This is a genomic window from Bacteroides sp. M10 (assembly GCF_014334015.1).
GTDB lineage: Bacteria > Bacteroidota > Bacteroidia > Bacteroidales > Bacteroidaceae > Bacteroides > Bacteroides intestinigallinarum.
On record NZ_CP060488.1, the window covers coordinates 5,127,055 to 5,140,530 of the forward strand.

Below are 13,476 nucleotides of genomic sequence, written 5' to 3' on the forward strand. Positions count from 1 at the left end.
CCTATTTAAAACGCTTCAGGTCTTTCTTCTCAAAAATCCATTCCGGAGTGTATAGTTTCCCAGTATCCGTTTCGGTCAGCTCGTACCAAGGAGAAAGGTTTCGGCTGGTTGGATTGACCAGGATATGAATCTGTTGGGCAGGCATATAGCTTTGTGCCAGGAGAAATACTTTCTTCCCGGTATTCGGATGAATGGCAACATCCATAACAATCACAGCATGACCGGGTGAACCGCCTTTAATAAAGACATCCCCGGGTTGCAAGGAAGTATAAAGCACAGCTGGGAGTTCACGAGATAAAGAGGCAGTTCCGGCATACATAAAAACCATATCGAGATAGTTACGGAAAGTTTTATAGGAATAATCCACTCCCTTGCCCGAAGCATACCATTGAACCTGATTACCATTGACTTTTATTCGATTTCCCTCCGCCCATTTCTTATATTCGGCAGTAAATCCACTTGTGAAGTTGAATTTTATGTCTGCATACCGTTTATGTTTCCACAGATATTCCGCCCGCAAGCGTATCACTGCATCGGCACACTGCTGCAAATCACGATTGCCTATCTCCATATCTACGACTGCAAATGCGGCTGCCTGATTGGCTTTTTCTTTTCCATTGTAAAGTAACACTTTACTGCCTTTAGGCAATAATGGCAAATTGCGCAAATAAGTTGTAAACGAATTATCGGAGCAGGTCTCTCTGACATATCCTGACGGAGGAGCGATTCTATCCGCAAGCCTCTCCTGTCCCCATGAGTGAAAGACTATGAGAAGCAAGCCTGCACATATTAACAAATACTTCATATCGGTTTTTCTTATTCCATATCCGGACAAATATAAGTAATTATTATTGAAAACGAAGATGAATGTCTGTTTTTCTCCCGATTGAAAAGTCTCTTTCTCATGAAAAAACTCAAACATACTGATTATAAAAACCAATTGACTGCCTCAACTGTTTTATTTGAATAGAACTATTAAAACTACCGTCACATGAAAAAGGATATTCTAAAAGACCTGCTGGCAAAGCCCGGAAAGAAACATTCGGTATCGGATTTTGACTCGTCATTCACTGGCGATTTATCCAAACAAGACGCTAAAGAGCAACTGGCAAAGGATATTGAGAAGCTTTCGGAGCTGCAAAGTATGCTTTATGCACAAGACCGGTATTCAATCCTGATTATCTTTCAGGCGATGGATGCTGCAGGAAAAGACGGGACTATCAAGCATGTGATGTCCGGCATTAACCCACAGGGATGCCAGGTGTATTCGTTCAAACAACCGTCTGCTGAAGAACTGGACCATGATTATCTCTGGCGTATCAATCGCTCTCTCCCGGAAAGAGGACGAATCGGTATTTTCAACCGTTCGCACTACGAGGATGTACTGATTGCCAAAGTGCATCCGGAAATTATTCTATCCAACAAGTTACCAGGTGTCGAAACCGTAAATGACATTGATCCCGACTTCTGGAAGCGTCGTTATCGACAGATCAACGATTTTGAACGCTATCTGACGGAGAATGGAACGATTGTCCTGAAATTCTTTCTCAATGTATCGAAAGCCGAACAGAAAAATCGATTCATGGAGCGACTGGACGATGCATCTAAAAACTGGAAATTCTCTTCGGCGGACATCAAAGAGCGTCAATTCTGGGAGGACTATATGAATGCTTATGCCGATGTACTGACGGAGACATCGACGGACTTGGCTCCATGGTATGTAATCCCTGCCGATAATAAATGGTTCATGCGTTACGCAGTAGGACGAATTATTTGTGACCGGATGCAGCAATTGGATTTACATTACCCCAAACTGTCGAAAGAGGGATTGGAAAAGCTAGAAGAGTGTAAGAAAAGTGTATCAAACATTAACTTTTAAATCACTTGCGCTTATCCTTTTTTATTCTAACTTTGTAGAAAGACCTACATACAGAACTAAAATTGATAAGCTTATGGACATCCAAACTTTTATTCAAAATTTCAAAGAGGCATTCGGAGAAAATGCTGAATTGCCTCTTGTTTTCTGGTACTCGGACGAGCAAAAAGGAGAAACAGAAAAGATAAACGGTTGCTTCTTCAAAGGTATGAAGACGGTAAGAGATGGTGGTATTATCAGCCTGAATGCCGAAAACATCGGTTGTGGCGGCGGTAAATTCTATACTGGCTTCACCGAAATGCCGGAACGTGTGCCGACTTTCGTTTCGCTCAAAGAGAAATACAAACAGACTCCCGAAATGGTCATCGACTTTATACAGCAAATCGGAGTTCCCCGAACAGAAAACAAGTATCTTCATTTTGCACGTATAGATAAGGTAGAAAGCCTTGAAGAAATAGAAGGTGTCGTATTTCTGGCAAATCCGGATATGCTTTCGGGCTTGACCACTTGGGCTTTTTATGATAATAACGCAGAAGATTGCGTCGTTTCTACCTTTGGTTCCGGCTGTAGTGCTGTAGTGACGCAAGCCACGATAGAGAATCGTAAAGGAGGCAAACGCACTTTCCTCGGTTTCTTCGACCCATCGGTTCGCCCTCATTTCGAAGCTGACAAACTAAGCTATACCATACCTATGTCCAGATTTAAAGAGATGTATGAGACGATGCGCCAAAGTTGTCTATTCGACACGCATGCATGGGGAAAGATTAAAGAAAGAATGAACGGATAATTTCCCATAACGAAATTGCATATCATTATACAATTATCGGGACATTAGGTATCTTATTCCGAACATACAAGGCTTCTCTTTCGTTGTTATAGAAAGAAACTGCCACTTGATACTGACAATTCATTATCAAGACAGATATTTTCTGAATATCAATCCTTGTTATACGAACCAATATGACTAAAAAAATAGATTATATATCCTTGTTTGCGCGCCTTGCGCTTGCTATCGGATTCTTGTCGGCAGTTGCAGACCGCTTAGGTTTATGGACTCCTTTGTTGGGAAGCGAAAATGTAGTTTGGGGCAATATGGAAAGCTTTACTGCTTATACCGGAGTTTTGTTGCCATGGGTCCCCAAATTGCTAATACCATTATTGGCATGGACGGCTACCATAGCAGAAACGATTCTCGGTATATTGCTATTAATAGGTTTCCAGAAACGTTGGGTCGCTCTTCTTAGCGGCATTCTATTATTGACTTTTGCATTCTCCATGTCGTTCTCCTTGAATGTGAAAGCCCCATTCGATTATAGTGTATTTGCAGCTGCTGCGTGTGCTTTCTTACTTTATAAAGAAAGTAAGGTAAAACAGGAAGAATATTCATAATATATAAAGTGAAAACAGGAAGTATAACAGAAAAGCGTAAATCAAAACCTGCGCGCTGGCGCCCTGCTTGTCTTTGAAGGTTTCCCGTAGGGCAACTGTTGTTTCCCCGTAGGCAAACCATAGTTTCCCCTGCGGGGGAACAACAGTTTGGCTACGGGGAAACTATGGTTATCTACGGAGGGATGAATTCTTTTCCTGCCGGATTAAAAAAAAGATGTCGGCAGGATTAAACCTTTTATCAGGAGAAAAGTCTTATTATTAATATATTATCGTTCTATTCAACATTAAAGTATCAACGAAAATGGAAACATCCGTCAAACTCTATTCGCTGAAACACAGCAATGTGAAAACCTACCTGTTTGCCTTACTGTTCGTAGCGGGTAACATTGCACTTCCACAATTATGCCATCTTATACCTTATGGTGGTCCTACCCTGTTACCTATTTATTTTTTCACGCTGATTGCGGCTTATAAATATGGTTTTCTTGTAGGATTATTGACTGCTATTCTTTCACCAGTCATCAATCATTTATTGTTTGCCATGCCCTCGGAGGCGGTACTTCCCATCCTATTAATCAAATCGTCCTTACTCGCCGGAGCTTCAGCTCTTGCAGCACGTACTATAAAATCGGTTTCATTACTGGCCATTCTTGGTGTCGTACTCACTTATCAGGTCATAGGCGTTGCATTTGAATGGGCCATCGTCGGAAGTTTCTACGAAGCAGTACAGGACTTCCGTATCGGTATTCCGGGAATGTTACTGCAATGGTTCGGCGGATACGCCCTCCTGAAAGCAATTGCAAAACTCTAAACTAATATAGAAAGATGGACAGAAGGGATTTTTTAAAAACAGTAGCTATCACCGGAGCCGCCTTGACTATACAGCGTTCGGAGGCTATGGAGGTGTTAACTCAAACAATCAATAAAGCAAACGGAAGCAATCCTGATCTGGTGGCCGTTATGGGCGGAGAACCCGAAGAGATGTTCCGCCGTGCCATAAGCGAACTGGGGGGTATGAAGCAATTCGTGAAACCGGGACAGAAAGTGGTTGTAAAACCTAATATCGGTTGGGATAAAGTGCCGGAACTGGCAGGAAATACGAATCCGAAACTGATTGAAGAAATCGTCAGACAATGTTTTGCCGCCGGAGCTAAAGAAGTGGTCGTGTTCGACCATACTTGTGACGATTGGCAGAAATGCTACAAAAACAGTGGTATTGAAGCTGCTGCCAAAAAAGCCGGAGCCAAAGTAATGCCGGCACATCTGGAGTCGTATTACAAACCAATTGATCTGCCAAAAGGCAAAAAGATGAAGAAAGCCAAAGTGCACGAAGCGATTCTGGATTGTGATGTATGGATCAATGTTCCTATTCTGAAGAATCACGGAGGTGCCAATCTGACTATCTCCATGAAAAATCACATGGGGATTGTGTGGGATCGCGGATTCTTCCACCAGAACGATTTGCAACAATGCATCGCAGATATCTGTACATTACAGAAGAAAGCTGTACTCAACGTAGTAGACGCCTACCGGATCATGAAAACAAACGGTCCCCGGGGACGCTCTGCATCCGATGTTGTACTGGCAAAAGGATTGTTTATCTCACCGGATATTGTAGCCGTGGATACGGCTGCTGCCAAGTTCTTCAATCAAGTACGTGAGATGCCACTGGATACAGTAGGACATCTCGCCAATGGGGAAGCATTGAAAATAGGAACCATGAACATTGACAAATTGAATGTCAAGCGAATTAAGATGTAAAACAACCATGTTAAGAAGGCTACGTATTGGAATATCAGCATTTTTATTTGTGCTGATTTCTTTCTTTTTTCTCGATTTCGCAGAAATATTACCGAACAGTTTTCATCGGCTGGCACATTTGCAGTTTGTTCCAGCCATCCTTTCACTAAGCATAGGTATCTTATTACTTCTCATTGTGTTAACGCTTTTATTCGGGCGTGTATATTGTTCTACAATCTGCCCTATGGGTATCTTGCAGGATGTGATTGCACGAATTTCCAAAGCAACGGGAAAAAAGAAAAAAAGATATAGTTACAGTCCTGCAAAAAACAAATTGCGCTGGGGTGTGCTCGGACTGACAGTGGTCGGGTTTCTATGTGGATTTACATTTATTGTTGGTTTACTCGATCCGTACAGTGCGTATGGACGTGTAGTAGTGCATATATTCAAACCTATCTATATGCTGGGGAATAATCTGCTGGAATCACTCTTTGCCAGATTTGACAATTATACATTTTATCAGGTAGACACCTCCATCTTGAGCATTTCTTCCCTTCTCATCGCTATTATTACTCTTGCAGTCATCTTTGTAATGGCATGGAAACATGGACGGACATGGTGCAATACGATTTGTCCCGTAGGAACAATATTGGGGTTATTGAGCCGCTTTTCATTATTCAAAGTCCGTATTGATACTGCCAAATGTAATGGATGCGGGCTTTGTGCCACCAAATGCAAAGCAGCTTGCATCAATAGTAAAGAACACGCTATTGATTATAGTCGTTGTGTAGATTGTTTCAACTGTTTGGGAGCATGCAAACAAAAAGCATTAGTTTACGCCCCTTCTTTAAAAAAACAGTCTGACGTAGAAACTCCTGCACCATCATCACCGGATTTGGATTCATCCAAACGCCGTTTTTTGGTCGCCGGTCTTGTTACTGCCGGAGCAACCCCCAAACTCATCTCCCAAGCCAAGGAATCTGTAGCAAGCCTGGAAGGTAAGAAGGCATACAAAAAGGAGAATCCGATCACTCCTCCGGGGTCTATCAGTCGGGAACACTTCCAACAGCAATGCACATCCTGTCATCTTTGTGTCAGCAAATGCCCTTCTCATATCTTGAAACCGGCTTTTATGGAATATGGCTTGGCAGGCATGATGCAACCTACTGTTAGCTTTGAGAAAGGATTTTGTAACTTTGACTGTACTGTCTGTGGAGATGTCTGTCCCAATGGAGCAATTCTTCCCATAAGTGTAGAGCAAAAACATCTTACACAAATGGGATATGTTGTTTTCATCGAGGAAAATTGCATTGTTTATACTGATGGAACCAGTTGCGGAGCCTGCTCCGAACACTGCCCCACACAAGCTGTGGCAATGGTGCCGTATAAGGATGGATTGACAATTCCTCATGTAAATAAAGAAATATGTGTAGGTTGTGGAGGATGTGAATATGTTTGCCCCGCCCGTCCATTCCGTGCCATCTATATCGAAGGAAATCCCGTACAAAAAGAAGCAAAACCATTCAAAGAAAGCGAAGAGCACAAAGTTGAGATAGACGATTTCGGATTCTGACCGGCATGGTGCCGGAGCAGAGTTTCCATCCGTGTTTTATGTTCTATGCCGGTTTATTTCAAATGTGAATAAGACAGATGGTATGGATTTAAAAAAAACTATCCATTATATTCCTCCTACTTTCAATAAATTCACTAAATTCGTGGCGAACTAAAGAAAGCAATTCATGGAGGTATTCACAAATAACTGGAATAGCCGGAAATATCAGATTGGCTATGCACTAAGCGGAGGATTTATTAAAGGATTTGCCCATTTGGGAGTCATGCAAGCTCTTCTGGAACATGATATTAAACCGGAAATCATCTCTGGAGTAAGTGCAGGGGCACTTGCAGGTGTCTTTTACGCGGACGGCAACGAGCCACACAAAGTACTTGATTATTTCTCCGGACATAAATTCCAGGATTTAACGAAATTGGTGATTCCCAAGAAGGGGCTATTTGACCTCTGTGAATTTATTGATTTTCTCCGGACTAACTTAAAAGCAAAAAATCTGGAAGAACTACAACTTCCCCTGATTATCACAGCAACTGACCTCGATCATGGTCGCATGGTTCACTTTCATCGGGGAAACATAGCGGAACGGGTCGCCGCTTCCTGCTGTATGCCTGTCATGTTTTCTCCGGTCAACATAGAAGGCACTAACTATGTGGATGGAGGATTGATGATGAATCTTCCGGTCTCTACCCTGCGCAGGGTTTGCGATAAAGTGGTAGCTGTCAATGTAAGTCCCATCATGGCACAGGATTACAAAATGAATATTGTAAGCATTGCTATGCGCTCATTTCATTTCATGTTCCGCGCCAATACCTTTCCCGAAAGAGAAAAATGTGATTTATTAATCGAACCATACAACCTATACGGATACAGTAACACCGAACTGGAAAAAGCAGAAGAAATCTTTGGGCAAGGCTATAATACAGCTAACGAAGTACTTAATCAACTGTTGGAAGAAAAGGGAAAAATATGGAAATAACCTCCTATCCATCAGAAATAAGAATGAATACGAATATTAATAATCTACTCTATATGAATGACGAAAATAAAATAATTATCTACCAAGTATTCACCCGCCTGTTTGGAAATAACAATAACCACTGTGTCTACAATGGAGACATTGCCACCAATGGTTGTGGGAAAATGGCTGATTTCACTCTCAAAGCACTTAGTGAAATCAAGAAACTGGGTACTACGCATATATGGTATACAGGCATCATCGAACATGCCACTCAAACGGACTATCGCCGTTATAACATCAGACCAGATCATCCTGCTGTTGTAAAAGGAAAAGCGGGTTCTCCCTATGCTATCAAGGATTATTATGATGTAGATCCTGACTTGGCTAACGATGTGCAAGGACGTATGAAAGAATTTGAGAATCTGGTACATCGCACACATCGCACAGGTCTGAAAGTAATTATTGATTTTGTACCTAATCACGTAGCACGCCAATATCACTCGGATGCACAACCGGACGGTACGACCGAATTGGGAGCTAACGATGACTCCAGCCAATCTTTCAGCCCATATAATAATTTCTATTATATTCCGCAAGCGGAACTTCATGCCCAGTTTGATATGAAAAACGGTGCAGCAGAGCCTTACCGGGAATTCCCGGCGAAAGCTACCGGTAACAATCGTTTTGATGCTACTCCCAATATCACCGACTGGTATGAAACAGTGAAATTAAACTATGGAGTGGATTATCAGAATGGCGGTACTTGCCACTTCTCCCCGACTCCGGATACTTGGATAAAGATGCTGGACATTCTTCTTTTCTGGGCATCAAAAGACATTGATGGTTTCCGTTGCGACATGGCCGAAATGGTTCCTGTTGAATTCTGGGAATGGGCTATTCCTCAAGTAAAAGAGGCTTATCCTGAAATACTTTTCATCGCAGAGGTTTACAATCCAGGTGAATACCGTAACTATCTGTTCCGCGGCAAGTTTGATTACCTGTATGATAAGGTAGGGCTATATGACACGTTACGCAATGTAGCTTGTGGATATGAATCTGCATCCGCTATCACTCATTGCTGGCAAAGTCTGAATGGAATAGAGAAAAAGATGCTCAACTTCCTGGAGAATCACGACGAGCAACGCATCGCTTCTGATTTCTTTGCCGGCAACCCGCGTAAAGGAATTCCCGCACTGATCGTTTCCGCCTGTATGAACACTAATCCTATGATGATCTACTTCGGTCAGGAGTTTGGAGAACTGGGCATGGATAGTGAAGGATTTAGCGGAAGGGACGGACGGACTACTATATTTGATTATTGGAGTGTAGACAGCATACGACGCTGGCGCAACGGAGGTAAATTTGACGGGAAGATGCTTACTGAAGAGCATAAACACCTCTACTCTATCTACCAAAAAGTACTGACGATTTGTAATGAAGAGCAGGCAATCAGCAAGGGAGTATTCTTTGATTTAATGTATGCCAATATAAACGGATGGCGTTTCAATGAGCATAAACAATATACTTTTATGCGAAAATATAAAAATGAGATTCTGTTTTTCATTATTAATTTCGACAGTCAACTGGTAGATGTTGCTATCAATGTGCCTTCACATGCTTTCGACTTTTTACAGATTCCTCAAATGGAATCTTATCAGGCCACTGATTTGATGACGGGCGCTAAAGAAGAAATCAGTCTATTACCTTATAAACCCACGGATGTTTCGGTAGGAGGCTATAACGGAAAGATTTTAAAGATTACTTTTTAAATAAAAAGACTAAGATCTGTACACTCTTCATCCCTCGGTCACTTATGAATGACCGGGGGATTATTTTATGCACATCACTCAAACAAATATTCTCAAAGGCTGTTTAGGTAGATAAATAATCCTCTAAACTCAAAGCTTATGAAGAAATTTATGATTTGTGCAATCGCATTGTTTCTGCTATTATCTACATCTGTCTTTGGAGATACCCCTCCCGGCAATGTACAGTCGACTTTCAAGAAAATGTATCCTAAAGCAAATGGTGTCGCCTGGTCACAAGACGATGGATATTATTGTGCCAACTTTGCAATGAACGGATTTACTAAAAATGTGTGGTTCAACGTTCGGGGACAATGGGTGATGACGCAGACTGATCTTGTCAGCCTCGACCGGCTGACCCCAACAGTCTATAATGCCTTTGTATCCGGCCCATACGCAAATTGGGTGGTAGATAATGTGACAATGGTGGAGTTTCCCAAATGGCAGGCTATTATAGTAATTAAGGTAGGGCAAGATAATGTCGACATCAAATATCAGTTATTCTATACTCCACAAGGGGTATTGCTCAAAACGCGCAACGTTAGTGATATATATGATATTCTCGGACCAAGTACCTTTCTGGAAAACTAGGAACTGAATTATAGAATAGGATAATAAACGAGAAAGCCCCCGCAGATATTCAATAATATTTGCGGGGGCTTCTTGATTTAAAGATAAAATTATTTTTTCTTTCTAAGTACTACAGCGGTACGGGCAGGAATATAGAGTTTCAGCCACTCTTTCTTTTCCTTCTTGTACAGCGGATCGGCAATAGTGAAGTGCACGACAGAGTCGTCTGCCAAACCATTTCCTCCAAATGCTACATCGTCGGTGTTCAGTATCACTTCATAAGCTCCCGGAGTTACCAGGAATCCATAATCAGTGAATGACTGCTTCGGATTAAAGTTAAAGACAAATATAAGGTCTTTCCGTTCGTATGCCAATACCTGATCGCCATCATTATGCCATATTTCCTGAACAGGTGTTGCCTGGAAATCTTTCACACTCTTGAGAACTTTCAGCATTTCTTTATCAAAATCACCCATATAGTGATAGGTCAGATTTTTGTTGTCCACCAAATCCCATTGGCGGCGGGCATATTTGCACGACCATCCGTTACCTTCACGCGGGAAGTCAATCCATTCGGGATGCCCGAATTCATTTCCCATAAAGTTCAGATAACCTCCGTTGATAGTCGAAGAGGTCAGCAGGCGGATCATTTTATGCAAAGCAATACCACGGTTGACAACATAATTTTCGTCTCCCTTCTGCATGTGCCAGTACATATCGGCATCAATCAGGCGGAAGATAATCGTCTTATCTCCTACTAATGCCTGGTCATGACTTTCTGCATACGAAATGGTCTTTTCATCCTGGCGACGGTTGGTTACTTCCCAGAACATGCTGGAAGGTTTCCAGTCTTCATCGATCTTTTCTTTGATTGTCTTGATCCAGTAGTCCGGAATATTCATGGCCATACGATAATCGAAGCCATAACCGCCATCTTCTACTTTGGCAGCCAGTCCCGGCATACCGGAAACTTCTTCGGCAATGGTTATCGCCTTCGGATTTACCTGATGAATCACTTCATTAGCCAGTGTCAGGTAACAAATCGCATTATCATCCTGATGACCGTTGAAATAATCTCCGTAGTTACAGAAAGCTTCACCCAGTCCATGGCTGTAATATAACATAGAAGTCACTCCATCAAAACGGAATCCGTCAAATTTATATTCTTCCAGCCAGTACTTGCAGTTTGATAACAGGAAGTGGATCACTTCATTCTTGCCATAATCAAAGCAGAGAGAGTCCCAAGCCGGATGTTCGCGACGAGCGCCCGGATAAAAATACTGATTCGGATCACCGGCAAAGTTTCCTAGTCCTTCTACTTCATTCTTCACTGCATGTGAATGAACGATGTCCATAATCACAGCAATACCCATCTCATGAGCAGCATCAATCAATGCTTTTAGTTCATCGGGGGTACCAAAACGCGAAGAGGCAGCAAAGAAACTGGATACATGATAGCCGAAGCTTCCATAATATGGATGTTCCTGAATAGCCATAATCTGGATACAATTATATCCTTCTTCAGCAATACGAGGAAGTATTTTCTCGCGGAATTCGTTATATGTGCCCACTTTTTCCTCCTGCTGTGCCATTCCGATATGACATTCATAAATCAACAGCGGATTCGTGTCGGGCTTAAATGTTTTCTTCTTGAATTTATAGGGGTTCTCCGGAGCCCAGACTTGTGCACTGAATATTTTGGTCTGTTCATCCTGTACCACACGTGTAGCCCACGCAGGAATACGTTCGCCTTGTCCGCCTTCCCAATATACATTCAGTTTGTAGAGATCGCCATGATGAATGGCATCCGCCGGCAGGTTGATTTCCCAAATCCCATTCTTTTGTTTTTTCAGCTTGTAGGCAGCTTTTTCCTCCCAATTATTAAATGTACCCACCATATAAATATGAGTAGCATTAGGAGCCCATTCACGGAAAGTCCACCCCTTATCGGTGCGATGCAATCCAAAATAAAGATACCCCGATGCAAAATCTGAAAGGGTTTGTTTTCCCTTATTCGTCAATTCAGCTTCTTTGTCTAATACATGCTGATGGCGTCCGGTGATAGCACCGACAAAAGGCTCCAGCCAGGGATCGTTTTTTACGAGATTAAGTGTCTTTTCCATATCAGAATTGAATTAGGATTATGCTTTTACTTTTACGATTACTTTCTTCACACCATCCGGAGTGATACCGGGAGCATGACCGTCTTGCGGGAAAAAGATAGCAAACATTCCCGGTTTTACGGCAACGTATGTTTCTGCTAATCCTTCGAAGAAAGTAATATCTTTTTCTGCGTTATAAGGTGCATCTGCCGGAACACAGTCTTTAGCAGCAGTATACCCCATTATTTCTGTTCCCGACAATGGGATTTGAATATCAATAAATTCGTTATGAGTTTCCAGTTTGGCTTCCTCTTTTGTTTTAGGTTTGGTTTGTGCAATATTCACCAACAGATCTTTTCCTTTCAGTTCTGTCTTACCAACTTCCATGGCTTGGAGGTCATGAGACTTCAAGAATTCAATAGCTTGTGCAAACAGAGGGTTTAAAGACGCATATTTCTCCAGATTTTCTAAAGTATCTACTACCATATAAGTTAAATTTTAAAGTTTATATTCTAGGCATTATTTATTCAAAATCATCAATCGTATAATTTATAAAATCGGCAAACCGTTTGAATTGCCGAAACACTTTGTCTATCTGTTCCAACATATCCGGTCGGGTAAAGAAATCATCGGGAACATTATAAGAGCAAACATATTCTTTACATTTCAAATAATCAATGTACTTGAAATCTTTCGGAAAACCTTTCGGAGCTGTTTTCAGAAAATCCTCTCCTATCACCGGGAAGTATTTCTTAAACTCCGGGTCTTCTACGATCGCAACAAACTCTTCGATATTATCATAGATAGATTGTCGCACTGCTTTCAGGATATTGGTAGGCAGACACAGGCTTCCTCCGGCAAGCATTGAACCATCCGGCTGCAAGTGTACATAATATCCACAATGATCGGACTTCTTTCCTTTGGCATTGATATAACCTCCGAAATGTATTTTATAAGGTGTTTTATCCGCAGAGAAGCGGGTATCCCGGTAAATACGATAAGTACAGTCTTTGGGCTGAATCCCCCGGATAGTTTCATCAAACAGGGAAATACGGGCGATCACTGTTGCCAAAAAGTTGTCGAACTCGGCACGGGCTGTTTCATATTCTGCCTTATGCTCATTAAACCACTCACGATTATTATTCGCGGAAAGATCTTTTAAAAACTGAAAGATAACGGGTATGTTCATCTTTATCATTTTCTATTATTACTCTACAAACGTACAAATTTTATTTCATATAAACTACAAAAGGGGGTAAAAGGACATAAAAAAAGCATCGGCCTGGTAAAACCGATGCTCTAACACATTTATCAAAAAAACAGACTCTTCTGTCTCTGACGTACTTTAGCTTTCACAAGTGAAGTACAATCTCTTTAATTAATCTTATATCTAATACTATGAAAAACACATAAATATAACAGTACAAAAGAGACATTTGTTCAGCAGTTCTATGTATATTTCAGTT

The 13,476-nt window shown here is 41.6% G+C and carries 13 protein-coding genes; 9 read left to right on the forward strand and 4 right to left on the reverse strand.

The window, feature by feature from the left end; all coding sequences use genetic code 11:
* Position 1: 1 nt before the first annotated feature.
* Positions 2-805 (reverse strand): DUF4846 domain-containing protein, encoded by an 804-nt coding sequence (locus tag H8796_RS18765; RefSeq protein ID WP_117937990.1) that lies wholly within the window; start codon positions 803-805, stop codon positions 2-4.
* Positions 806-991: 186 nt separating this feature from the next.
* Between H8796_RS18765 and H8796_RS18770 the strand changes: the two genes are divergently transcribed.
* The 9 genes from H8796_RS18770 (at position 992) to H8796_RS18810 (ending at position 9,929) form a co-directional block, all read left to right on the forward strand.
* Positions 992-1,879: a polyphosphate kinase 2 family protein gene (locus tag H8796_RS18770; RefSeq protein ID WP_117937961.1), complete on the forward strand. Its 888-nt coding sequence runs from the start codon at positions 992-994 to the stop codon at positions 1,877-1,879.
* Positions 1,880-1,952: 73 nt separating this feature from the next.
* A complete protein-coding gene (locus H8796_RS18775) occupies positions 1,953-2,663 on the forward strand; it encodes a DUF169 domain-containing protein (protein WP_117937959.1) in 711 nt (236 codons plus the stop codon).
* A gap of 173 nt (positions 2,664-2,836) precedes the next feature.
* Positions 2,837-3,265, forward strand: a complete 429-nt coding sequence (locus H8796_RS18780) for a MauE/DoxX family redox-associated membrane protein (protein WP_117937957.1) — start codon at positions 2,837-2,839, stop codon at positions 3,263-3,265.
* Between the two features lie 301 nt (positions 3,266-3,566).
* Positions 3,567-4,076 carry an ECF transporter S component gene (locus H8796_RS18785; RefSeq protein ID WP_117937955.1) on the forward strand — a complete coding sequence of 170 codons (510 nt, stop codon included), beginning with the start codon at positions 3,567-3,569 and terminating at the stop codon, positions 4,074-4,076.
* 14 nt (positions 4,077-4,090) lie between these two features.
* The gene (locus H8796_RS18790) at positions 4,091-5,026 is read left to right on the forward strand and encodes a DUF362 domain-containing protein (RefSeq protein ID WP_004295850.1); all 936 of its coding nucleotides are present in this window, start codon (positions 4,091-4,093) and stop codon (positions 5,024-5,026) included.
* Positions 5,027-5,033: 7 nt separating this feature from the next.
* Positions 5,034-6,578, forward strand: coding sequence for a 4Fe-4S binding protein (locus tag H8796_RS18795; protein ID WP_117937953.1), 1,545 nt, complete (start codon positions 5,034-5,036; stop codon positions 6,576-6,578).
* Positions 6,579-6,744: 166 nt separating this feature from the next.
* On the forward strand, positions 6,745-7,551 hold the full coding sequence (locus H8796_RS18800; protein ID WP_008998281.1) for a patatin-like phospholipase family protein: 807 nt from the start codon (positions 6,745-6,747) through the stop codon (positions 7,549-7,551).
* 53 nt (positions 7,552-7,604) lie between these two features.
* On the forward strand, positions 7,605-9,302 hold the full coding sequence (locus H8796_RS18805; RefSeq protein WP_117937988.1) for an alpha-amylase family protein: 1,698 nt from the start codon (positions 7,605-7,607) through the stop codon (positions 9,300-9,302).
* Between the two features lie 138 nt (positions 9,303-9,440).
* Complete coding sequence (locus H8796_RS18810; protein WP_117937951.1) at positions 9,441-9,929, forward strand: PepSY-like domain-containing protein; 489 nt, start codon at positions 9,441-9,443, stop codon at positions 9,927-9,929.
* Between the two features lie 89 nt (positions 9,930-10,018).
* Here the strand turns inward: H8796_RS18810 and H8796_RS18815 are convergent, their stop codons facing one another.
* The 3 genes from H8796_RS18815 to H8796_RS18825 are packed head-to-tail and all read right to left on the reverse strand — an operon-like array spanning position 10,019 to position 13,208.
* Entirely contained in the window at positions 10,019-12,031 is a 2,013-nt protein-coding gene (locus tag H8796_RS18815; protein ID WP_117937949.1) for an alpha amylase C-terminal domain-containing protein, read from the reverse strand.
* Positions 12,032-12,049: 18 nt separating this feature from the next.
* Positions 12,050-12,496: a YhcH/YjgK/YiaL family protein gene (locus H8796_RS18820; RefSeq protein ID WP_004295843.1), complete on the reverse strand. Its 447-nt coding sequence runs from the start codon at positions 12,494-12,496 to the stop codon at positions 12,050-12,052.
* 37 nt (positions 12,497-12,533) lie between these two features.
* The gene (locus H8796_RS18825; RefSeq protein ID WP_004303345.1) at positions 12,534-13,208 is read right to left on the reverse strand and encodes a DUF2461 domain-containing protein; all 675 of its coding nucleotides are present in this window, start codon (positions 13,206-13,208) and stop codon (positions 12,534-12,536) included.
* Positions 13,209-13,476: the final 268 nt, after the last annotated feature.